This is a genomic window from Streptomyces sp. NPDC005963 (assembly GCF_040638655.1).
Classification (GTDB): domain Bacteria; phylum Actinomycetota; class Actinomycetes; order Streptomycetales; family Streptomycetaceae; genus Streptomyces.
In genome coordinates this window covers 1-22,356 of sequence record NZ_JBEXVD010000029.1, presented here as the reverse complement: position 1 = coordinate 22,356, position 22,356 = coordinate 1, and the positions used below count along the sequence as shown (strand labels likewise).

The 22,356-nt window shown below is 69.3% G+C and carries 14 protein-coding genes and 1 pseudogene; 11 read left to right on the top strand and 4 right to left on the bottom strand.

Features of this window, described 5'->3' with window-relative positions:
* Nucleotides 1-153 precede the first annotated feature (153 nt).
* Nucleotides 154-993, bottom strand: coding sequence for a fumarylacetoacetate hydrolase family protein (locus ABZ348_RS29010; RefSeq protein WP_358937992.1), 840 nt, complete (start codon nt 991-993; stop codon nt 154-156).
* A 134-nt stretch (nt 994-1,127) separates the two neighbouring features.
* Between ABZ348_RS29010 and ABZ348_RS29005 the strand changes: the two genes are divergently transcribed.
* On the top strand, nt 1,128-1,829 hold the full coding sequence (locus tag ABZ348_RS29005; protein ID WP_358937990.1) for a GntR family transcriptional regulator: 702 nt from the start codon (nt 1,128-1,130) through the stop codon (nt 1,827-1,829).
* 251 nt (nt 1,830-2,080) lie between these two features.
* Nucleotides 2,081-4,441: a SpoIIE family protein phosphatase gene (locus tag ABZ348_RS29000; protein WP_358937988.1), complete on the top strand. Its 2,361-nt coding sequence runs from the start codon at nt 2,081-2,083 to the stop codon at nt 4,439-4,441.
* A 44-nt stretch (nt 4,442-4,485) separates the two neighbouring features.
* Here ABZ348_RS29000 and ABZ348_RS28995 read toward each other — a convergent pair whose 3' ends face one another.
* Nucleotides 4,486-6,294 (bottom strand): ABC transporter ATP-binding protein, encoded by a 1,809-nt coding sequence (locus ABZ348_RS28995; protein ID WP_358937986.1) that lies wholly within the window; start codon nt 6,292-6,294, stop codon nt 4,486-4,488.
* A complete protein-coding gene (locus ABZ348_RS28990; RefSeq protein WP_358937984.1) occupies nt 6,291-8,168 on the bottom strand; it encodes an ABC transporter ATP-binding protein in 1,878 nt (625 codons plus the stop codon). The genes ABZ348_RS28995 and ABZ348_RS28990 overlap by 4 nt, the downstream gene beginning before the upstream one ends.
* A gap of 55 nt (nt 8,169-8,223) precedes the next feature.
* On the opposite strand from ABZ348_RS28990, the gene ABZ348_RS28985 reads away from it, so the two are divergent.
* The 8 genes and pseudogenes from ABZ348_RS28985 to murJ all read left to right on the top strand — a co-directional run bounded on the left by ABZ348_RS28985 (nt 8,224) and on the right by murJ (nt 16,399).
* A complete protein-coding gene (locus tag ABZ348_RS28985) occupies nt 8,224-9,114 on the top strand; it encodes an AraC family transcriptional regulator (RefSeq protein WP_358937982.1) in 891 nt (296 codons plus the stop codon).
* Nucleotides 9,115-9,236: 122 nt separating this feature from the next.
* The gene (locus ABZ348_RS28980) at nt 9,237-10,256 is read left to right on the top strand and encodes an ABC transporter substrate-binding protein (RefSeq protein ID WP_358937980.1); all 1,020 of its coding nucleotides are present in this window, start codon (nt 9,237-9,239) and stop codon (nt 10,254-10,256) included.
* A complete protein-coding gene (locus ABZ348_RS28975) occupies nt 10,253-11,140 on the top strand; it encodes a siderophore-interacting protein (RefSeq protein ID WP_358937978.1) in 888 nt (295 codons plus the stop codon). Before ABZ348_RS28980 ends, ABZ348_RS28975 begins: the two co-directional genes overlap by 4 nt.
* Complete coding sequence (locus ABZ348_RS28970) at nt 11,137-12,252, top strand: iron chelate uptake ABC transporter family permease subunit (protein ID WP_358937976.1); 1,116 nt, start codon at nt 11,137-11,139, stop codon at nt 12,250-12,252. Before ABZ348_RS28975 ends, ABZ348_RS28970 begins: the two co-directional genes overlap by 4 nt.
* Nucleotides 12,249-13,304, top strand: coding sequence for an iron chelate uptake ABC transporter family permease subunit (locus tag ABZ348_RS28965; RefSeq protein WP_358937974.1), 1,056 nt, complete (start codon nt 12,249-12,251; stop codon nt 13,302-13,304). The genes ABZ348_RS28970 and ABZ348_RS28965 overlap by 4 nt, the downstream gene beginning before the upstream one ends.
* 28 nt (nt 13,305-13,332) lie before the next feature.
* The gene (locus tag ABZ348_RS28960; RefSeq protein WP_358937972.1) at nt 13,333-14,334 is read left to right on the top strand and encodes an ABC transporter ATP-binding protein; all 1,002 of its coding nucleotides are present in this window, start codon (nt 13,333-13,335) and stop codon (nt 14,332-14,334) included.
* Between the two features lie 107 nt (nt 14,335-14,441).
* A pseudogene (locus ABZ348_RS28955) lies at nt 14,442-14,636 on the top strand (peptidoglycan bridge formation protein FemAB); the annotation flags it as partial.
* Nucleotides 14,637-14,719: 83 nt separating this feature from the next.
* Nucleotides 14,720-16,399: a murein biosynthesis integral membrane protein MurJ gene (murJ, locus tag ABZ348_RS28950; protein ID WP_358938093.1), complete on the top strand. Its 1,680-nt coding sequence runs from the start codon at nt 14,720-14,722 to the stop codon at nt 16,397-16,399.
* Nucleotides 16,400-16,493: 94 nt separating this feature from the next.
* On the opposite strand, the gene ABZ348_RS28945 is transcribed toward murJ, so the two are convergent.
* A complete protein-coding gene (locus ABZ348_RS28945; protein WP_358937970.1) occupies nt 16,494-17,933 on the bottom strand; it encodes an MFS transporter in 1,440 nt (479 codons plus the stop codon).
* Between the two features lie 1,177 nt (nt 17,934-19,110).
* Here ABZ348_RS28945 and ABZ348_RS28940 point away from each other — a divergent pair.
* Nucleotides 19,111-22,236, top strand: a complete 3,126-nt coding sequence (locus ABZ348_RS28940) for an RHS repeat-associated core domain-containing protein (RefSeq protein ID WP_358937968.1) — start codon at nt 19,111-19,113, stop codon at nt 22,234-22,236.
* Nucleotides 22,237-22,356 lie beyond the last annotated feature (120 nt).

Below are 22,356 nucleotides of genomic sequence, written 5' to 3'. Positions count from 1 at the left end.
CACTGCTCGACCGAACAGGGCGGGGGCGCGGCGACACGGGTGCGGCCGGGTCGCCGTGGTGGACCGGGACCCGCGCAGGTGAGGTGGCACGCCCTGCGCGGGCGGAGTGGTTCGGTGCCGTGGTGCGCATGGCTCACCGATCGGCGGTCTGCGTCAGTTGCGGACCATCCGGTGCCGCATTTCGCCGATGCCCTCGACATGGCTGACCAGCTCTTCGCCTTCGACCAGATACCGTGCGGGCCGACGGCCCAGTCCCACTCCGGCCGGTGTGCCCGTGAAGATCACGTCACCGGGGAGCAGGGGCAGTACGGCGGAGAGCCGGGCGATCAGGACGGGCACGGAGAAGATCAGGTCCGCCGTACGCCCCTTCTGCATCTCCTCGCCGTTGATCGCACAGCCCAGTTCGAGGTTGTCGGGGTCGTCGAACTCGTCCGGGGTCACCAGATAGGGGCCCATCGGAGCGAAGCCCGGGTGGGACTTGCCCAGACTGAACTGCGGTACGGGACCCGAGAGTTGCTTGTCGCGCTCGGAGAGGTCCTGCCCGACGGTGAGTCCGGCGACGTGCTCCCAGGCGTGCTGTTCGTCGACCTGCCATGCCTCCCGGCCGATGACGGCGACGAGTTCCACCTCCCAGTCCACCTTGCCGTCGGGCAGCACGACATCGCCGTACGGGCCGGTGATCGAAGACACGAACTTGGTGAACACGGGGGGGTGCTCGGGCACGGCGAACCCGGACTCGCCCGCGTGGTCGCGGTAGTTCAGGCCGATCGCCAGCACCTGGCGCGGGTTGGGCACCGGAGAGCGCAGATCGGCCGGGGTCGGCTCCACGTCACCGCCCGGCGGCGCGGAAGCCGCCCAGTCGCGGAATTGCTCCCACCGTTCGAAGAGCTGCTGGGGGTCGGAGGGGAATCGACCGCCGCTGGCACGCTCCACGTCCGTCCACCCCCCATCGGTCAGCAGCGCCGCCCGTCCCGCCACATTCGCCACACGCATCGCACGCTCCTGGAGTGGTCTGCCTCGATGTCGTCATCGAGGAGGTACTCCACCGTTCTAAGCTCCCAGATTCGATGAGTCAATAGACTTTCGAAAGTTTGCGATCGATTCGATGCATCGTTACACTGACGCGCATGGCGACCAAGGGCGGCAAGCAGACGCTGAGTGACGACGTGCGCGCACGACTGCGCGCCGACATCCTGAGCGGACGGCTCCTCCCCGGTTACCGGCTGAAGTTCCCCCTGCTCAGCACGCGGTACGACGTCAGTGTGAGCGTGCTCAGGGAGGCCCTCGTACGGCTGGCGGAGCAGGGCCTCGTCCAGTCCGAACCGCACCAGGGCTTCGTGGTGACGCCGCTCTCCAAGGAGACCCTCGGCGAGTTGACCGATGCGCGCATCGAGTTGGAGACGCTGGTCCTGCGCCGCTCCGTCGTCGAGGGCGACCTCGCCTGGGAATCCAGCCTCGTCGCGGCCCACCACACGCTCGAACGCACCCCCTACACCGCCCAGGGCGACGCCGACCGTATCGACGACTGCTGGTCCGAGGCCCACGCCGACTTCCACAAAGCCCTGCTGAACGGCTGCGCGAATCGGCGCCTGCTCCAGATGGCACTGGGCCTGCGGGACGAGGCAGAGCTATATCGCCGCTGGTCACAGCCCCTCGGCGATGAACCGAGCCGAGATCTGGCAGGCGAGCACCGCGCCCTCCTGGACGCCGCACTGGCCCGGGACCCGGAAGCCTCGGCCCAGGCACTGTGCACCCACGTCCGGCACACCACCGAACTGTTGCTGTCCGCCGCGGACCGGCTCGACCGACAGACCGCACCCCTCGGGTGACCCGCTCGTACGGAGCGACGGCGGGGCGCTGGACACATCGCCCACCCTCGCCACCGACACCACGGGCGGCTCCGGGGCGGCCGTGACGGGAGTCGTCGCGACCACCACTCCACGGGCCCCAAACCATTGCACCGCGTGTTCGTCCTCCCCCCTGCATGGGAACACCTAAAGAGGGGGAGAAATGGTGTGGTATGCCTGATTTTTTGGAGAATTTGAGCGGCCAATCGGCCCCTCTGGTGCCCTACAGCCCCATGGTCACCACGGATAGCGGTGGCACGGTGACGGAGTGGGACGAGAGGGCCCGCGCACTGCTGGGCCACCCCCGCGCCGTAGCCGTCGGACGGTCCGCGACCGAGGTCTTCGGCGAGCAGGTGTCCCACGAGGTGGGCGAGGCCCTCCAGGAGCGGACCCTTTGGATCGGTACGGCCCCCGTACGCCACCGCGACGGCCACTTCGTCAGCACCTGGCTCATGGCGAAGCGGCAGGAGGGTGATCGCGGCATCGAGTGGCTGCTGTCGGCCAGCCCCAAGGCGGGCCCCCTGGCCGAGGAGGACCGGTCGCTCGCGGAGTGGGGATTCAACCGGTCCTCCCACCACATCGGACTCTTCGACACCGATATGAGGGCCATGCGGGTCAATGTCGCCTTCGAACGCGCCGCAGCCCTCCCCGAGGACCAGATACGCGGACTGCTCCCCTCGGAGATCGTCGTGAGCGAGGCCAGCCCCCAGGTCGACCAGGCCATGCGCGAAGTGATCGAGACCGGCGAAGAACGCCAGGTGGACACCTACGCCCGGGTGCCGGGCGAGAGCGAGGAGCACGCCTGGTCCATCGCCCTCGCGCCCCTGACCAATCCCGAAGGCGTGGTGTGCGGTGCGCTCCTCACCGCATCCGACCGGACGAAGCACTACTGGGCCCGGCGGCGCCTCCAATTGGTCAACGAGGCCGGCAGCCGCATTGGCAGCACCTTGGACATCACCCGCACCGCCCAGGAACTCGTCGACGTGACCATGCCCAGGTTCGCTGACTACGTGGCCGTTGACCTGCTCAGCTTTACCCACCAGGGTGACGAGCCGTCGTCCACCTCGCCGAGCGGTCCCGTACGGATGCGCCGCACCGCCATGGGGGCCGTGGGCCGGGAGTTCCCGGAAGGCACCATGCAGCCGGGCGACCCGATCGACTACCCCGTGGGCTCGCCGGTGGCCGAACGCCTGGCCCTGGGGGTCCCTTCGATGTACGAGATCACCGAAGCCACCCTTGCCGACTGGGCGGTCCACGACCCCGAGCGCGCGGCCCGCATCCGCCGCTACGGCGCCCACTCCATCATGGTCGTACCGATGCGGGCCCGCGGAGTGACCCTCGGAGTGGCGCTGTTCGCCCGGAGGGAGAGCCCGACCCGGTTCCAGTCCGATGACTTGCTCCTCGCCGAGGAGATCACCGCCCGGGCGGCCGTGTGCATCGACAACGCCCGCCGCTACGAGCGCGAACGCCAGACCGCCGTGACCCTACAGCGGAGCCTGCTGCCGCAGGCACTGCCCGACCAGGCAGCGCTGGAGATCGCCACCCGCTATCTACCGGCCGGGGGCCAGGCGGGCGTCGGGGGCGATTGGTTCGACATCATCCCGCTCTCCGGGGCCCGGGTCGGCCTGGTGGTGGGCGATGTCGTCGGACACGGCATCCAGGCAGCGGCGACGATGGGACGGCTGCGCGGAGCGGTCCGTACGCTCGCCGACATCGACCTACCACCGGACGAACTGCTCACCCACCTCGACGACGTGGTCATCCGACTGGGCGCCGAGGACTTCGCAGCCGAAGCCGAAGCCACCGGTGACATCGGAGCCACCTGTCTGTACGCGGTCTACGACCCCGTCGTCGGCCGTTGCTCGATGGCCAGTGCAGGCCACCCCCTGCCGGCCGTCGTCCGCCCCGACGGCACAGCGCACACGCTCGACGCGCCCATCGGCCCACCACTCGGGCTGGGCGGTCTGCCCTTCGAGACCGCGGAGTTCGACCTTCCCGAGGGGAGCCTCCTCGCCCTCTACACCGACGGTCTGATCGAGGCCCGCAGCCATGACGTGGAGGCCGGGCGGGACACGCTGCTCCGCGTGCTCGACTGTCCCGACGAGACCGAACCGTCACTGGACTCTCTCTGCGACGATGCGTTCGCCGCCCTGCTCCCCGACCGTCCCGACGACGACAGTGTCCTGCTGATCGCCCGCACCCGACGTCTCGACGAGAGCCAGGTCGCGACCTGGGAGGTGCCGTCCGACCCGGCCGCGGTCGCCGAGGCCCGTACGGACGCCGTCCGCAGGCTCGCCGCATGGGAACTGGACGAGGAGATCAGATTCACCGCCGAGTTGGTGGTGAGCGAGTTGGTCACCAACGCCATCCGCTACGGACTACCACCGATCCAACTGCGCCTCATCCACGACCGGGCCGTCATCTGCGAAGTGTCCGACACCAGTTACACCTCTCCGCGGCTGCGCCGGGCGCGTGTCTACGACGAGGGCGGGCGCGGCCTGTTGTTGGTCGCCCAACTCACCCAACGGTGGGGCACCCGGTACACGCCCACCGGGAAGACCATCTGGGCGGACCTCACTTCCCCCTCCGAGTGAGGGGAATCCGTCCTCCGCCGCCCACGGCCCGGGACGGAGCGGGCTCAGCGGCCCCGGGACCAGGCATCCCAGAGCCGCGCGTACCGGCCCCCGGCCCGTACCAGTTCCGCATGGGTGCCGCACTCGACGGCCCGGCCGCCTTCCATGACGACGATCCGGTCGGCGCGTGCCGCCTGGCTGAGCCGGTGGGCGATCACGATGCCCGTACGTCCGGCCAGGGCCGCGGACGCCGCCCGGTCGAGCAGACCCGCGTCCGTACTGCCCGCCTCGGCCGTCGCCTCGTCGAGAACGGCGACCGGGGGCGCGGCCAGGGCAAGCCGCAGGAGCGCCAGGTGTTGTGATTGGGCGGCGGTCAACTCCCGGCCGGCCGCACCGACCGGGGTGTCGATTCCTGCGGGCAGTCCCTCGATCCAGCGGGCGTCGAGCCGTTCGGCAACCTGGTCTATGTCGCCGCTGGCGGCACCGGGGGCGAAGAGGCGCAGGTCCTCCGCGATCGTTCCGTCGAAGACATGGACCTCCTGACTGACCAGGACGACCCGGGGGCCACCGTCGGCGGTCGGGGCCGTGGGTGGAGTGCCGTCGATGGCGATCTGACCGCTGTCGGGGGTCAGGACACCGGCGATGAGCTTGGCGAGCGTCGTCTTCCCGGCCCCGCTGGCACCGACGACCGCAACGGTTTCGCCGGGCTCGACGGTCAACGAGACGCGGTCGAGCGTCGGTCGGCCCGGAACGTACCCGTAGGAGACCTGATCGAGCACCACCCGGCCGGGACCAGGCGGTACGGGAGTGGTGGTGTTCACGGTCGACGGTCCGGGCAGGGCGGTGACGCCGATGAGACGGGCCAGGCCGGCGCCTGCGTCCTGGAGTTCGTCGACGTTGGACAGGAGGACGCCGACCGGGCCGAACAACTGGTGGAAGTAGAGGGCTGCGGCGGTGGCGGCGCCCAGGCTCACGCTGGAGTCGGCGACCAATCGGTAGCCGACGGCCAGCACGGCGGCGAGTCCGATGCACTCGGCGACGTTCAGCAGGCCGTAGAAGTTCGCGCGCAGGCGCACGGCGTGCAGTTCGTGGTCAATGGCGTGCTCGGACGAAGCAGCGATCCTGGCGAGGTGCTTGTCCCTGCTGCGGAGTGCGGCGACCGTCTCGGCACCATTGAGGGTCTCGATGATCTCCTGTCCACGTGCCGCCTCGGCTCGGCGGAGTGCCCGGTAGACGGGGCCCGAGCGAACGAGGAATCGACGCAGCGCGAGGTACTGGAGGGGCGCCGCGGCGAGGACGGCGACGGCGAACCGCCAGTCGATGACCCCGATGCCGATCAGGGTCAGCGCAATGGTGAAGAACGCGGAGACGAAGGCGGGCAGGACCCGGCCGATCACGGTGTTGACGGCTTCCGCATCACCCGCCACGCGGGACACCAGATCGCCCGTTCCCGCCTGCTCCAGTACGGCGGCGGGCTGGGCGACCGCGGTGGCGAAGACGTCTTCGCGCAGCCCGGCGAGGGTGTGTTGGGCGGTGCGGGCGAGGAGCAGTCGGCCCCACCGCCCGAGGCCGGCGCTCAGGAGCGTTGCCGCAAGGACACCGCCGGCCGGGGGCAGTAGTTCCGTCCAAGGCCGCTCGGCCACCACGGTGTTGACCATCACCCCCAGAAGAGCGGGTGTGACCAGGGCGAATGCGGCCGTGGCGAGCAGCACCGCAACGGTTCCAGCGAGCCGGGTGCGATGGGGTGCGAGGAGTCGGAGGGTGCTGCGGGTGGTCTCGCGGGCGGAGGCGACGGGGAGCAGTGCGGGTTCGGGGGTCGACACCGATGCCTCCGCTTCTGTGGGGTGGGTGTGAGTCGTGGGTGTGGTGGTCATCGTGCGGTCACCGCGTCCGGGAGCGTGTCGCCCGTCGAGGCCGTGCCGTCCGCTGGGGTCGGGTCGTCCGTCGGCGCCGTGTCGCCGGGTGAGGTCCGGTCGCCGGGTGAGGTCCGGTCGCCGGGTGAGGTCCGGTCGCCGGGTGAGGTCCGGTCGGGGATGTCGTAGACCCGGTCGCAGACGGCGAGGAGTGCGGGGCTGGTGGTGATGAGGACGATCGCCCGGTCGTCGAATCCGCGCAGCGCCCGGGCGATGCGATCCTCCGTGACGCTGTCGACGGAAGTGGTCGGCTCGTGCAGGACCAGAACCGGCTGCGGTTGGTGCAGGGCCCGCGCCAGCAGCAGTCGCTGTCGTTGACCTCCCGAGAGGAGTCGGCCCTGTTCCCCGACCGCGGATCGGGTCCCGTCGGGCAGTTGGCCGAGGACGTCGTCCAGTCCGGCGGCGGTGAGCGCGGCCGGGTTCGGCGCATCGGCGGCGAGGTTGTCGGCGATGCTGCCCGTGAACACGACGGCGTCGTGCGGCGGAGCGAAGACGGTCCGGCGTGCCTCGTCGGGCGAGAGCGCCGAGACATCCTCGCCGTCCAGTGCGTACTGCCCGGGGTCCGGAACCCGGCGGCAGGAGATCAGTTCGACCAGTTCGACGGCGCTCTCTCCGCTGGCGTGGACACCGATGATCTCACCCCGTGCGGCGGTGATGAGGTGGTCGTCCCGACGCAGGGCGAAGAGCGTCCTGGGAGCGTTGTGTTCCGGTGCTTCGCCATTCGGGGGGCGGACAGCGGTGCCGTTGTCGGTCGTGGGTGGCGCGGACAGCGCGGGGAACCGGTGCGGGACCGCGAGGAGTTCGGCCAGTCTGCGGGCTGAGCCGCGTTTGGAGGCGACGGCCGCGCCGAGGAACCCGAGTGTCTCCATCGGACCCGCGACGACCTGGGCGAGCCCCACGGCGGTGACGAGGTTCCCGACGGTGATGGTGTCGTTGAGGGCCATGGCGCCCGCGGCCAGTGCAACGCCCGCGAGGAAGAGCCCGGACAGCGCGGAGTTCAGGGCGGACAGATCCGCCAGCGAGCGGACCCGACGCAGTGCCGCTCGGACGGATTTCTGGCTGGCGTCCCGGTAGCGGTCGGCCGCGGTCTGTTCGGCACCGAATCCCTTGAGCACGCGCAGCCCACCGGTGAAGTCGGTGGCGAGCGCGCCCGCCCGTGCGGCACCGCTCTGTTCGGCGTACACGCGCTGCTCCAGCGGCCCGCTCAGGAAGTGGAGCAGCAGGAGTTGGAGGGCAGTCACCAGCAGTACGACGGCGGCGAGTTGCCAGGAGATCAGGAGCAGTGCGACGGTCGCCGTGATCAGTCCGGCGAGCGCACCGCCCTGTTCTGCGAGGACCCAGGCGAGGCCGGAGACGTTCGATGCGTCGGAGGTCGCGACCATCAGCACCTCGCCGGGAGCTCGTTTCGCGGCCATGCCCCTCGGGTGGAGCACCCGGCCGGAGGCGAGCAGGCGCAACTCGTGCTCCCCGTAGGAGTACACACGGGTGGCGAGGAGGCTGCCGGTGCGCCAGCAGAGGATCAGTACGACGAACAGGACGGCCAGCACGGTCAGCCAGTTCAGCAGGGCGCCCGGGTCGCTCCGGCGGACGGCCCGGTCGATCACCACCCCGATGAGGACGGGAACCATCGCCTCCGCGATCTGGTGTCCCGCGAATCCGGCGCTCGCCACCCCGAGGCGCCATCCCCGACCCGAGTCGAACGATCCGTGTCGGATCAGGGCGCCCGCGCCGGGCGGGCCGGTGGGGTGTCGCCCGGAGTCGGTCGGGGCAGTGCGGCTGGCGGTCGGGGCGGTTCCCGGTGGCTTGGGGGCGTGAGGGGTGTCGGGAGCGGTCACCGCCTCACGCTAGGAACGCCGACGATCACAACACAACCAGGTATCGTGACACGTTATGACGGTAAAGCGACACAGGCCGTCCGCCGTACGGCTCTGGGGAGCACCGACCCTGGAACCCGACGAGTGGACCGCTTACACCCCCAGCGGTGAACGCCAGGTCGAGGACCCCTGGCTGCTCACGACGCGCACCTTCACCACGCCCGAACCGATGGAGTGGGAGAAGATGTCCCACCCCGAGCCCGAACTCCTGTGGTCCAGTACGGGCAATGTGACGGTCGAGGCGGCCGGGCACGTCTGGCTCGTGCCGCCGGCGTTGGGCATCTGGCTGCCCGCGGAAATGCCACACCGGGTGAAGGCCAGCGCGGACACGGTCACGTACGCAACCTTCCTCAAGCCCGAACTGGCCAACATCACCTGGCACACCGTCACGGGAATCCCGCTGAGCCGGCTTCTGCGCGAGATCCTGCTCCACAACCAACGGGAGTCGATGCCGGACGACGTGCGGCTGCGGCTCCAGCAGGTCGGGGTGGACCTCATCAGGCCGGTCCAAGCCGCCTCGCTCGACATCCCCCTGCCCAAGACCCCGGAGTTGCGTTCGGTCGCCGAGCGGATCATCGCCGACCCGGCGGACGACCGGACGACGGAGGAGTGGGCGAGGGAACTCGGCTTGAGCGGGCGCACCCTGATGCGCTGGTTCCAGCGCGACACCGGGGTCAGCCTCACCCAGTGGCGCATCCTTGTCCGGGTGCGGTCCGCGCTCATCGAGATCGCGGCGGGCAAGCCGGTCGTGGCCGTTTCCCGTCGTCTCGGCTACGCCAATCCGAGCACCTTCATCGATCTGTTCCGCCAGGTGACCGGCCATACGCCCGCCGCCTACTTCCGGACGATGAGCGGCTTGGACGACGCCGCTCCGTTAGCCGCGCTGCCCCGAGCCAGCGTGTCGTGAAACCAGAACAGAGTGTCGCCATACCCTCATGGGAACTGAGTTACCTTACTTAGGCAAGCCTGCCCTAAGCCCGCATTGGTCGGTCATGTGTGACCGCCGTACGGGGTTCCCAAAGGAGTCCGATGACACCCCGCACCACCCGCGGATCACGCCCATCGCGACGGAGATTCCTCGCGACGGCCGCCGCGAGCGCCGCCGCCGCACTGCTCCTGAGCGCCTGCTCGACAGGCGGAACGGAATCCGAGAAGGGCTCCGGCGCCAAGACCCGTACGGTCACCGACATCGCGGGCAAGGTCGAGGTCCCCGCGAAGCCGCAGCGCATCGTCTCCGTCGACTTCTACTCGCCCGCGACCCTCGTCGACCTCGGAATCAAGCCGATCGGGGTCGTCGAGGGTTTCGACGACCCCGATCCGGACCTGCGCCCCAAGCGCTACCACGAAGCGCTCAAGAAGACCGCGACCGTCGGGACCTACTACGAGCTCAACGTGGAGGCCGTCGCCAAGCAGAACCCCGACATGATCTTCGCGGAGACGAGGTTCCTCAGGAAGGGCGAACTGGAGCGGCTCCAGGGCATCGCACCCGTCGTCCAACTCGATGCATCGGGCGTCGGCGCCTGGGAGGACCGGACGCTGATGATCGCCGCGGCCGTCGACAAGGCCGAGGAGGGCAAGCGCCAGCAGGCGACGTTCAGAAAGCGCGCCGACGAACTGAAGGCCAAGTACGCGGACCTCCTGGCCGACAACACCATCGGCGTGTTCGCCTATGGCCAGGACATGTCCACCTGGGGCACCTACCCCACCGGGCACTTCTACGTCCCCGGCTGGGACGCAGTCGGCGCCACGTTCCGTCCCTTCACCCCGGGCGAGCACAAGGGCGAGCCCGGCACGGTGAGCGAGTGGCTGTCCCTCGAACAGATCGGCAAGCTGTCCAACGCCGACGTGCTGATCCATGCACACGGCGCCAAGGACTTCGTCACCTCCCTCGCCAAGAACAAGGTGTGGCAGAACCTCCCGGCCGTGAAGAACGGGCTCGTCTTCGAGAACACCCCCGCCGCGGTCGTCTCCTCCTTCGACTGGGGCACGGAGAACCTGAACCACCTCGACGGCGTCCTCGCGAAGATCGACGCCAAGGTCACCTCATGACCGGGACGCCCGCGTACATCCTCGCGGAAGTGACCGCGTTGCACCTGCTCTCCCCGGGCATGACCCGGGTCACCCTGGCCAGCGAGGCGCTGCGCTCCTACCCCTCGACCCGGGTGGGCGACGAGTACGTCCGCGTCCACTTCCCCGAGGAAGGCGCCGACCCCGTACTCCCGGAGATCGACGAGGACGGGAACTGGCACTATCCCGAAGACCGCTACCCGCACGTCGCGCCCTACACGATCCGGCGGTTCGATCCGGACACCAGGGAAGTGGACATCGACTTCGTCCTGCACGGACACGGTCGTGCGGCCGGCTGGGCGAACCGCGCCCGAACCGGCGACCGCATCGTCTTCGGCCCGCCCCGACGGCTGTACGAGCCCCCCACCGGGGCCGCCCGACAGGTCTTCGTCACCGACGCCACCGGGTTGCCCGCCCTGGGCCGCCTCCTCGAACAGCTCGACCCCTCGACCGAGGCGACGGCCGTCATCGAGGTCGCCGAGCCCTCGCACACCATCGAACTCACCAGCCCCGCCCACCGACTCGACGTGCGCTGGATCCCGGGCCGTGGCAACGGCGTCGGCCCCAGCGCCATCACCGAGGCACTGCGCGAACTCGCCATCGCCCCCGGCACCTACGTCTGGGTGGCCGGCGAGTCCAAGGAACTCCGTACGGCACGACGGTATCTGCGCCACGAACTCCAACTGCCGACACAGTGGTACCAGGTGATCGGCTACTGGACCTTCAAGCACGAGGAATGGCTCAAGCGGTACCAGGCCCTCGACGGCGAGACCGTAGACCGACTGGAGGGTATCTGGGAACAGACCAGCGACGAGGAACTCGGACGCGACCTCTACGAGGTGCAGCTGGAGCGTCTCGGACTATGAGCACCACAGTGGCCGCCGCTCCGGCCGGACGGCCCGGTCGGCACCAGGCCCCGCCGGCCGGGCCGTCCGACCAGGGCGACGGAAACAGCGGGCGGCACCGGCCGGGGCTGGTGAGCACCCATGCGGGCCGGGCCATCGGGCTGGTCGTCTGCCTCGTCGTGCTGGCCGTGAGCCTGGTGCTGAGCCTGGCCTTCGGAGCCAAGTCCATCCCCTTCGGGGACGTCTGGAACGCGCTCACCGCCTACGACGGTTCGGAGGACGCCTTCATCGTGCGCGACCTCCGGGTCCCGCGCGCCTTCCTCGGCCTGCTCGTCGGGGCTGCCCTCGGCGTCTCCGGGGCGCTCATCCAGGCCCTCACCCGCAACCCACTCGCCGACCCCGGCATCCTCGGCGTCAACGCGGGCGCCGCATTCGCCGTCACCCTCGGGATCGCCTTCCTCGGGCTCTCCTCCATCGGGCAGTACCTCGGCATGTCCTTCGTGGGCGCGGTCGTCACCACCACCCTGGTGTATGTGCTCGGGTCCGCCGGTCGGGCGGGCGCGACGCCGGTGCAACTGACCCTCGTCGGCGTGGCGCTCAGCGCGGTGCTCGCGGGGGTGGCGTCCGCCATCGCCCTGTTGAAGCCCGAGGTCTTCGACGCGATGCGCGGCTGGGCGGCGGGATCGCTCGCCGCCCGCGACTGGCACGTCTTCTGGACCGTCTTCCCCTTCATCGTCACAGGTCTGCTGCTCGCCCTCGTATCGGCGCGCTCCCTGAACGCCATCGCACTCGGCGACGACCTCGCCCGGTCGCTGGGCGCCGGTGTCGGTCGTACCCGGGTGACCGTGGTCATCGCCGTCACGCTGCTGGCCGGCGCAGCCACCGGCGCGGCAGGGCCGATCGGCTTCGTCGGTCTGATGGTCCCGCACGTCGTCCGCTGGTTCGTCGGCCCCGACCAGCGCTGGATCATGCCCTACACCATCGTCTGCGCGCCGATCCTGTTGATCGTCTCCGACACCGTCGGCAGGATCGTCCTCACCCCCCAGGAACTCCAGGTCGGCATCGTGACCGCATTCATCGGCGCCCCGGTGCTGATCCTTCTCGTACGACGCAAGAAGGCGAGCGGACTGTGAGCGACACCCGCGTCGACTTCGGCAAGCCCGTCCTCGTCTCGCGCGGCCCGAGCTGGTCGTTCCGCTTCGATCTGCGCACCGCAACGGCCTGCGCGGTCTTCCTGGTGCTCACGGCCGGAGCCGTACTGGTCTCGCTTGCGTACGGCACCTACGAGATCCCCCTCGGCGAAGTGGTCCGCACGCTGACGGGCGGGGGCGAAGCAGGCACAGAGAAGATCATCATCGAGTGGCGGCTCCCCCGGGCGCTCCTGGCCGTACTCCTCGGTGCGGCCCTGGCCATCGCCGGAGCGATCTTCCAGTCGGTCAGCAGGAACCCCCTCGGCTCCCCCGACATCATCGGCTTCTCCTCCGGCTCCTACACAGGAGCCCTCGTCGTCATGTTGCTGACCGGCGGCGGCTACTACCAGGTGGCCGCGGGATCCCTGCTCGGCGGCATCGCAACCGCCTTCCTGGTGTTCGTGCTGGCCTACCGCGGGGGGACGCAGGCATTCCAGCTGATCATCGTCGGCATTGCCATCTCGGCCATGCTCGGCGCGTTCAACACCTGGCTGATACTGAGCGCGGACATCGAGGAGGCCATGCTGGCCGCGGTCTGGGGCGGCGGCTCCCTCAACAGCCTGGGGTACGACCAACTCTGGCCCGTCCTCGGCATCCTCGCCGTTTTGGTGCCGCTCGCACTGGCCTTCGGTCCCGCCATGAGACAACTGGAACTCGGTGACGACGCGGCAGCCGCGCTCGGCACCCGTACCAACGCCGTACGGTTGGTCGTGGTCGTCCTCGGCGTGGCACTCACCGCACTGGTCACGGCGTCGGCGGGGCCCATCGCGTTCATCTCCCTCGTGGCACCGCAGATCGCCCGGCGCGTCACCCGCTCCGCATCGGTGGCGCTGGTGCCCTCGGCGGTTCTCGGGGCGTTCCTGCTGGTCCTCGCGGATCTGATCGGCCAGCGCCTGTTCGCCCCGGTCCAACTCCCGGTCGGCATCGTGACCGTCTCGATCGGTGGACTGTACTTCGTGTGGCTGCTGGTGCGCGAAGCCCGCAGGGCCAACTGACCCCACCGCTCAGCCAAGGAACCCGGACATGAAGCAAACACAACGACACACCCCCGAGAAGATCAAGCCCTCCGAACCCTCCAAGTCCCCCGAGTGCACCGCAACCACCTCGGCCACCGAGATCGCCGAGATCGCCGAGATCGCCAACACCACGGGCACAACCGGCAACACCGACACCACGGCACCGGCCCGGTTGCGGGCCGAGAGCATCACCATCGGCTACGACCGGCGCACCATCTCGCGGGACCTGTCCGTCCGGATTCCTGACGGATCGTTCACCGTCATCGTCGGTCCCAACGCCTGCGGCAAGTCCACGCTGCTCCGGGGCCTGTCCAAACTCCTCAAGCCCAGCACGGGTCAGGTCGTGCTGGACGGCAAGGCGATCACGTCCTACCGGTCGAAGGAAGTGGCCCGGATACTCGGCCTGCTCCCACAGACGTCTCTCGCCCCGGACGGAATCACCGTCGCGGACCTCATCGCCCGCGGCCGACACCCGCATCAGAAGCTGATCAAACAGTGGTCGGTCGCCGACGAGACCGCCCTGTTGCGGGCGATGGAGGCCACCGACGTCTCCGCCCTCTCCGGCCGCCCGGTGGACGAACTCTCCGGTGGCCAGCGCCAACGCGTGTGGGTCGCGATGGTCCTGGCGCAGGAGACTCCGCTCCTGCTGCTCGACGAACCGACGACGTTCCTCGACATCGCGCACCAGATCGAACTGCTGGAGCTGTTCACCCGGCTCAACCGGGAGGGTCGGACCCTGGTGGCGGTGCTGCACGACCTCAACCAGGCGGCACGCTACGGAACGCACATCATCGCCATGAAGGACGGAGATGTCGTCGCCGAGGGCACGCCCGCGCAGATCATCACAAGGGAACTGGTCGAGGAGGTCTTCGGACTGCCCTGCACCATCATCGAGGACCCCGTGGCGGGAAGCCCTCTCGTCATCCCCCTGGGCAGCGCGGGAGCGGCACGGGCCGCCACGGCGGGCGCGTCGACCGCCTCTGAGCGACGACAGGGCTCAACCGGCTGAGCCACTCCGCCACCATGTGACGGGCCGCTACGGGAAACGGTCGTCGTCCCGTCATCATCGCCGCTCAGGACGGTCACGCCAGGCTGTGAGCGTCCATGGCCCGTTTGGGTGCTGAGGTGCACCACATGCGCGGGGTACCCTCCACACTCGATCCCGCCGATCGTTCGTACGGGCTGTTGCGTTGGAAGCTGGGCACCGGAGGTCAGGTCGTGGAAACCCTGGGGGAATGGGAGATACCGTTGGGCGGCACCGCCAACCGCGCGCTGTACCGGGCCTTTCGAGCCTTTCTGGTACGCCGGTGAGCGCGCCGCCCGTGGCACCCGCGACGGATGGTGCATCAGGTCGGACGAAGGCCGGGCCGTCCGTCGCCCGGAGCGGCGCGATCATGGCGGCCGGGTCGGTGGTGTCCCGCGCGACCGGGTTCGTACGGTCCTCGGTGATCGCGGCGGCACTCGGCATCGGGCTCGCCGCCGACGGCTATGCCGTGGCCAACGCGGTACCCGCGATCGTGTACATGCTGCTCGTCGGTGGCGCCCTGAACGCCGTCTTCGTACCGGAACTGGTCCGGGTCGCCAAGGAGCACGAGGACGGCGGCGCCGCGTACACCGACCGATTGCTGACCATCTGCTTCGTCGCCCTGTTGGTGATCACCGCGGGTGCCGTGTGGGCGGCGCCGTCGATCGTGGGCGCTTACACCGGTTACAGCGGGCGACAGGCGGAGATGACGGTTGCTTTTGCGCGCTACTGCCTCCCGCAGATCTTCTTCCTCGGTCTGTTCACCCTCCTGGGACAGGTACTCAACGCCCGCGGCAGGTTCGGCGCGATGATGTGGACGCCTGTCCTCAACAACGTCGTGGTGATCGCGGTGTTCGGGCTCTATCTGGCGACCGCCGACGGCGCCGCACTCACGGATGCGGAGATCGCGCTCCTCGGCTGGGGCACCACGGCCGGCATCGCCCTCCAGGCCCTGGCCCTCGCACCGGCCCTGCGCGCGGCCCGCTTTCGCTGGCGCCCCCGCTTCGACTGGCGCGGCAAGGGCCTGACCAGGCCGCTGAGGGCGGCCGGTTGGCTCGTGCTGCTCGTCCTGTCCAACCAGGCCGCGTACTGGGTCGTCACCCGGCTCGCGACGACAGCGGGCGAACGGGCCGCCGCCCAGGGCATCGACGGCGGCGTGGGCTTCAGCGCGTACAGCAACGCCTATCTGCTGTGGGCGGTGCCGCACGGCATCATCACGGTCTCCCTCGTCACCGCGCTGCTGCCCCGGATGAGCCGAGCGGCTGCCGACGGCGACCTCTCGGGCGTGCGGCAGGACGTGTCCTACGCCCTGCGGACCAGCGCAGCCATGATCGTTCCCGCTGCCTGTGCCCTGCTGGCCCTGGCGCAGCCGCTGATGACGGTGGTGTTCGGGTACGGAAGGACCGACGCGGACGGCATCGTGATGATGGCCGGGATCCTGATGGCCTTCGCACCCGGTCTGATCGCGTTCTCCGGACAGTACGTGCTCTCCCGGGCCTTCTACGCGCTCTCCGACACCCGTACCCCCTTCCTCCTCAACCTGGTGATCGCCGGCCTCAACGCGACCCTGTCGGCGACCGCCTACGCACTGCTCCCGGTGCGCTGGGCGGTCACGGGCATGGCCGGAGCGTATTCGCTGGCGCTGACCGTCGGCTGGGTGGTGACGGCGATCGTCCTGCGCCGCAGGCTGACTTCGCCGGCCCCGGTCGGCGTGCCCGCCCCGCGCGACGGCGAAGAACCGCTGGCCGGAGTCGAATCCCGGCGTGCCGACCGGGGTGCGCACCGGCCGAGGGGACGGGACGCAGTGTGGCGCTCCGCCTCGGCCGGCGCCCTGGCCCGGATGCTGGTCGCCGGAGTGCTCGCCGCGTCCCTCGGGCATGTCGCGGCGAACCGTGCCACCTCCCTGGGTGCCATCGGCGCGGGGCTCGCCGGCGCCCTGGTGATCGGGCTGGTCTTCGTCCTGCTCGCCCGACCGTTGCGACTCACCGAACTCGACGCCGCCCTCTCCGGTCTCGTCCGACGCATCCGCAGACGCCCCGCGGGACGCTGAGACCCCTACTGAGGAAGTCGGCGCCCGCGGAAGCCGATCCCCTGCGGACGGCAGTCAGTCGGCCAGGACGCCGGTTCCACCGGCAGGGGAAGCCTCAGCCCGAGGAGGGAACGTTCGCGGTGGAACCCACCTCGTTCCGCTCGCTCGTACTGTTGATCGGCTGAACATTGCGGCTGAACAGAATGGCGAACGCGGACAGCAGGATCGGTAGGCAGCCCCAGATCAGACCGGAGCGTATCCAGGCATCGGCCTGCTCGTCCGAACCCGACCCCGCTGCCGACAGCGTCGCCGTGAACAGGGCGCCCCCGATGATGGCCCCGACCTGCCCGAGCGAGTTGATGAAGGAACTGCCGGTGGCCCGGGTCTCCACCGGGAAGGACTCACCGGTGAAGAACAACACGGCCGCATAGGGGCCGATCAGAAAGAAGGTGCCCACTGCATACGCGCTGACCAGGAGCGGAAAGTTACCCGCCGGACCCAGGACCATGATCGTGAAACAGCAGGCGGAGATCAGCCACCCCGCGAAGATGGTCGTCCGGCGGCTGATGCGATCGCCCAACCAGCCGTGGAAGAGATAGCCGAGGAAGCCGGCCGCATTGGAGACGATGAGGACTTCCAGCGCTCCGGTGAAGGAGACCTCCTTCCCGTTGACCAGGATCAGCGTGCCCTGGAAGGCGAACGCCAGGATGCCGAGCCAGTTCAGCAGGAACGCCGTCGACAGGGAGATCGTCGCCCGCAACGACTGTCCGCGGAAGAGACCGCCGATGCCGGCCTGGTGCTCGATGTGGTCCTGCCCGGTGAGCCGGGCCAGTTCGGCGGCTTCCTCCACACGGCCCTCGGCCGTCAGCTCCGCGATCCGCCGTCTGGCGACGAAGACCGGGCTCTCCTTCAGCCGCCGTGCCGCGAACAGCATGAAGACCGCGGGGAACACGGCCACGACGAAACACAGTTCCCAGCCGCCGATCGGCTCCAGGACGTAGATGGAGAGCGCGGCGAGCACCGCGCCGACGGGCCAGCCGCCCTGCACGATGGAGAACAGGAAGCCACGGCGTCGGATGGACTTCTCGTCCGTGTACACGTGCGCGAACATCTCGTTGAGATAGGTGGCATTGACCGCCTGCTCGCTGTATCCGACGCCCGCGAGCGCCCGGATCAACACCAACAACACGATGCCCGCGGTCCCGATGGCACCGGCCGCATAGCCGCCGAACCAGGTGAGCAGCGAGGCGATCGCCGCCCCCACGACACAGCCGACGATGCCCGCGCGCCGTCCGAACCGGTCCACGAAGGGACCGACCATCAGGGCCACCAGGGCGGTGCCCGCCGTCACCCAGGTGTTGACTCCGGTGGCCCGTGCGCTCGTCCAGTCCAGTTCCTCACTGATGACGGGCAGCAGGTTCGCGAAGAGGATGAAGTCGTACACGGCGAACGTCCAGGCGAGGAAGCAGATGACGATCGACCGTTGGACGTCCTTCAGCGTCACACTCGCATGGATGCGCTCGGCCTCGCGCTGGACGTCGGTTAATGCAGACATGACATGACTCCTTGCCGCACCGGGGGTGCACGGGACTGTGCTGAAGGTCCCCCTGGTGCACTGATTTCGCCGGGAGACGACCGTCCTTCGGGGCGTCCCGGGGAGCGGATCGTACGGAAGCACTCCTGGACGCCCGGGCAATCGGCACCCGGCACGTGAGGAAAGGGCGGCGGTGGTCGCGCGCTGATGGGAGCGGGCGCGTGCTGCCGTGGTCCGCAGAAGGCGGAAGGCAGAGGGAAGAGGGCGGATGGGTGGAACCCGCGGCACCAGCGGCCGGCCACGCGCGGAGGTCGCGTCGGATCCGCACGGGCGGTTCCACCACCGATCCGGGTTCCGCCGGTCGCTTCGACGACAAGTCCGTCCAATCCCATGGCCTACGGAGGTGTCGGCGGGCCGGAGCCTGGCAGGCCACGGGTGGTGCAGACCGCCGGCAGCGGAGTGAGGGTACTCCGGCACGCAGGACCGTTACCCGCGCGGGGCGAGCGGAATGCGTACCCGGGCCCATCACGTATCCGATCGGCCCCGACGAGCCACCGACCGGACGAGCACGGCCGGAACCACACTGTTCGGATCACGGGGTCCCCGTGGCACGCACGGCCGACCACCCGTGCGTGTCTCGGCACTTCCCCTTCACGTGATAGCTGCCGCAGGGGTAGGTGTTCTCAGCCAGCCTCAACGCCTCGACACAACGGTTCACTCGCTGCCCGGGCGCTCAAATCCGTTGGGATTGGCTTGTGTTGGATGCATCGGACCTCAAAAACAGAGGGGCTGATTACCCACCGAATACGTTCGGTGTTCGGGGGCACGTCCGGGATCTCTGTGAAGGAGTTGTGTCAGCGTGTCGTCCCGGACGGCCGTGGAGTCGTCCGCTCCGCCCCCTCCTCGGGAGCCTTCCATGCGTTCACGTGCCTCCGGCACGCCTCTTCGGCGTGTCCGCAGACGGACCGGTCTGCTCATCGTCGCCTCTCTCGCCTCCCTCTCCCTGACGGCCACGGTGTCTCCGGTTCTGGCCGCTCCGGCGGACCCCGGTCCGTCGTCCAGTTGGGGAAAGGACGACCCTCCCCTGACATCGCCCCCTGTGCGGGTTGGTTCCAACAGGCCGGTCGCCAACAGGCAGGAGGCCACTCCCCCGCCGGAGGTGGCCGCATGGCGCACTGCCCAGGAGAAACGTTCCCGTATGTCGACGGAGGTGGCGCAGAGTCGTCGCGCGGGGGTGGCTTCCCCGTTCGATCCGGAGGGGCAGGGGGCGGTGCCCTGGCACCGGCTCTCGGACTTCCGTATCACCGACTCCCTGGTCGCCCGGATCAATCTCTCCAACGGCAATCTGATGCTGGCCGGAACGGACTTCGACATCGCGGGTGTGGGACAGAAGCTCCGTCTGACGCGCACGTACAACTCGCTGGACGCACCGTGGGGGAAGGTCTCCCAACGGTGGTGGCAAGGGTACGAGCGGTATCTGAAGGTAGCGGCGACCGAGGTCGTCCTGTACGACGCGACGGGGGCGACGGTCCGCTTCACCCCCGGCTCCGGGGGCAACTTCACCACTCCGGTGGGCTACTCGAAGGACCTGAAGGAGAACACCGACGGCACCTACACGCTGACCAGCCGCAAGTCCGGGGTGAAGGACACCTATGACCAGCACGGCACCCTGACGAAGGTCACCGACCGCAACAAGGGCACGATCACCGTCACGCAACACAACCAGGGGACCGAACACAAGGGCTTCAAGCTCACCGAGACCCGCTCCGGCCGTTGGGTCGACCTGGTGAAGACGTACCCGAACCAGTGGCAGGCGAAGGACAACGCAGGTCGTACGGCGGTCTTCGACCTGAATCCGGCGGGCGATCTGGCGAAGACCACGGACACCGAGGGCAAGGCGACGGTCTTCGACTACGACTCCTCGCGTCGGTTGACGAAGATCACCACGCCCAAGGGGCGGGTGACGGTCTTCACCTACGACAGCGTCAACCGGGTGACCTCCATGCTGCGGGCCACCGCGTTCAACGGCTCCGGGCACACCGGACCCACGTACACGTACGCCTACTCCGCAGCCGATCCCCAGGCGGCCGGGACCACAACGGTCACCGATCCGGAGCAGCACGCGACCGTGCACCGACACACCGCGAACGGTGAGGTCACCAAGGTCACGGATGCCTTGGGCAGGGACCGGTCCACGTCGTTCGACGCCAACCGGAACATCGCCACGGCCACCGACGCGATGGGCGTGGGCGGTGGCGTGGGCAATGTCACCGCCTACGGCTGGGACAGTCGGAACAATCCCACGTCCGCGGCTCTGCCCACGGGCGCCACGGCGTCCATGACGGGATACCAGACCATCGCCGGGGCGGACCTCCCCGGCTCGCTGACCAGCGCCGACGACGAGAAAACCGACTACACGTACGACGCGGCGGGCAACACCACCACGGTCGCGGTGACCGGTACCGGAGGCGGGACGCGCACCTTCGAGCACAACCCCGCCTCCCCGACCTGTGGCGGATTCGAAGGCCAGCGCTGCAAGGCGACGGTGAAGATGACCGCCACCAAGTCGGTCTCCACCAGCTTCCGTTACGACGGACAGGGCAATCTGGAGAAGGTCACCCCGCCGGCCCCGCTCGGTGCCGTCACCTACACCTACGACGCCCTGGGACGCCCGCTGACCGTGACCGACGGCCGGGGGATCACCACCACCCGCACGTACGACCACCGCGACCGGGTCCTCACCGTCACGACCCCCACGTCCAGCGTGCGTTACGAGTACGACGGCGACGGCAACCTCACCCTGCGCTCCGACGGCACCGGGGTGATCCGCTACGAGTTCGACCCGCTCTCCCGTGAGACGGTCCGCACCCTCCAGAACGGGTCGCAAACGCAGCTCGCCTACACCCCCGCGGGCAACGTCGACACCTACACCGACCCCTCGGGCGTCACCGACTACACCTGGAACGCCGTCAACAAGCTCACCGCGCTCAAGGAGCCGACGGCAGGCAGGACGACCACGTACGAGTACAACCGCAATGACGTCCGCACACAGACCAGCTATCCCGGCGGCACCGTCCAGAAGGTCACGCTCGACAACTCCGGCCGCCCGGAGAAGATCAAGGCGACCTCCGCACAGGGCACCCTGACCGAGTTGGACTACAGCTACCGCAACGGCACGAAGGACGGCGGCAAGATCCGTACCCGTACCGACGCGGTGGCGGGATTGAAGACCACCTACACGTACGACAGCGCCGGGCGCTTCTCCTACGCCAAGGAGGAGCAGGGCACCGCACTGAACTCCTCCTGGCAGTACTGCTACGACCTCGCGGGCAACCTCACCTCCCAGGGCAACGCCGCCGGCTGCCCCCGCGGCACCACCTACACGATCAACGACGCCCAGCAGATCACCGCGAAGGACGGCTCGACGACCAACTGGTCCCACGACGCTTCCGGAAACGAAACGTCCGCCGCTTCCACCCCGGAAGGCACCCGCACCGCCGAACAGTGGTCGGACTATTCGCAGTTGACGTCACTCACCGTCGGTGCGACCACCTACACCGGGCAGTACGGCTCCACCGACCAGAGCGAGCGCATCCGGCTCGGCGACACCTTCTTCCACAACGGGCCGCTCGGTCTGTCCGCCACCAGCACGGCCGGCGTGGACCGGGGATTCAACCGGGAACCCGGGGGCACCCTCAACTCCATGACCACCGGCGGTGCTTCCCACTACTACCTCACCGACGCCATCGGCAGCGTCGTCGCGCTCGCCGACGCCACCGGGACCAAGGTCAACAGCTACACCTATAGCCCCCGCGGAGTGAAGCGCTCCACCACCACCGAAACCGTCCCCCAGCCCTACCGCTTCGCGGGCGGCTACCAGGATCCGAGCGGCCTCTACCACTACGCAGCCCGCTACTACGACCCCAACATCGGCCGCTTCACCAGCCCCGACCCCAGCGGCCAGGAGAAGAACCCCTACCTCTACGCCGAAGGCGACCCCGTCAACCGGATCGACCCCAGCGGGCTCATCAGCTTCGGCGGAGTGCTCGACGGGATCGGAAAGGGCATCGGGCACATCGGCAACGCGGAGAGCCTTGCGAAGGGGTGGAACGCCACCCTGGAGGGTGATTGGGGAGCCGTCGCAGGAATCGGGTTCGGCGCTGCGGTCGGTGCCGTCACGGGATCGGCTTGCCTGGCCGGCGGCGTCGCCCTGGGGGTACCGACGGCGGGCGCCAGCTTCGCCGCGGCATCCGTGGGCTGCGCGGTGGGGGCGGCGGCTGCCGGAAACCTCGCCGAGGAGAAGGCCACGGCCGCTTGGTCCTGAAGAACCAGAAGCACCCGAAGCACTCCTAGCACCCGTAGGGAGTGGGGGGGGGGGGCCCCCGCGCGGCCCCCCCCCCCCCCCCCCCCCCCCCCCCCCCCCCCCCCCCCCCCCCCCCCCCCC

Bases quoted from the DNA above. Each gene is read 5' to 3' on its own strand.
- ABZ348_RS28970 (WP_358937976.1), top strand. From the start codon at position 11,137: ATGAGCACCACAGTGGCCGCCGCTCCGGCCGGACGGCCCGGTCGGCAC.
- ABZ348_RS29010 (WP_358937992.1), bottom strand. From the start codon at position 993: ATGCGTGTGGCGAATGTGGCGGGACGGGCGGCGCTGCTGACCGATGGG.
- ABZ348_RS28945 (WP_358937970.1), bottom strand. From the start codon at position 17,933: ATGTCTGCATTAACCGACGTCCAGCGCGAGGCCGAGCGCATCCATGCG.
- ABZ348_RS28985 (WP_358937982.1), top strand. From the start codon at position 8,224: ATGACGGTAAAGCGACACAGGCCGTCCGCCGTACGGCTCTGGGGAGCA.
- ABZ348_RS28960 (WP_358937972.1), top strand. From the start codon at position 13,333: ATGAAGCAAACACAACGACACACCCCCGAGAAGATCAAGCCCTCCGAA.
- ABZ348_RS28995 (WP_358937986.1), bottom strand. From the start codon at position 6,294: ATGACCACCACACCCACGACTCACACCCACCCCACAGAAGCGGAGGCA.
- murJ (WP_358938093.1), top strand. From the start codon at position 14,720: ATGGCGGCCGGGTCGGTGGTGTCCCGCGCGACCGGGTTCGTACGGTCC.
- ABZ348_RS29000 (WP_358937988.1), top strand. From the start codon at position 2,081: ATGGTCACCACGGATAGCGGTGGCACGGTGACGGAGTGGGACGAGAGG.
- ABZ348_RS28940 (WP_358937968.1), top strand. From the start codon at position 19,111: ATGTCGACGGAGGTGGCGCAGAGTCGTCGCGCGGGGGTGGCTTCCCCG.
- ABZ348_RS28975 (WP_358937978.1), top strand. From the start codon at position 10,253: ATGACCGGGACGCCCGCGTACATCCTCGCGGAAGTGACCGCGTTGCAC.
- ABZ348_RS28980 (WP_358937980.1), top strand. From the start codon at position 9,237: ATGACACCCCGCACCACCCGCGGATCACGCCCATCGCGACGGAGATTC.
- ABZ348_RS29005 (WP_358937990.1), top strand. From the start codon at position 1,128: ATGGCGACCAAGGGCGGCAAGCAGACGCTGAGTGACGACGTGCGCGCA.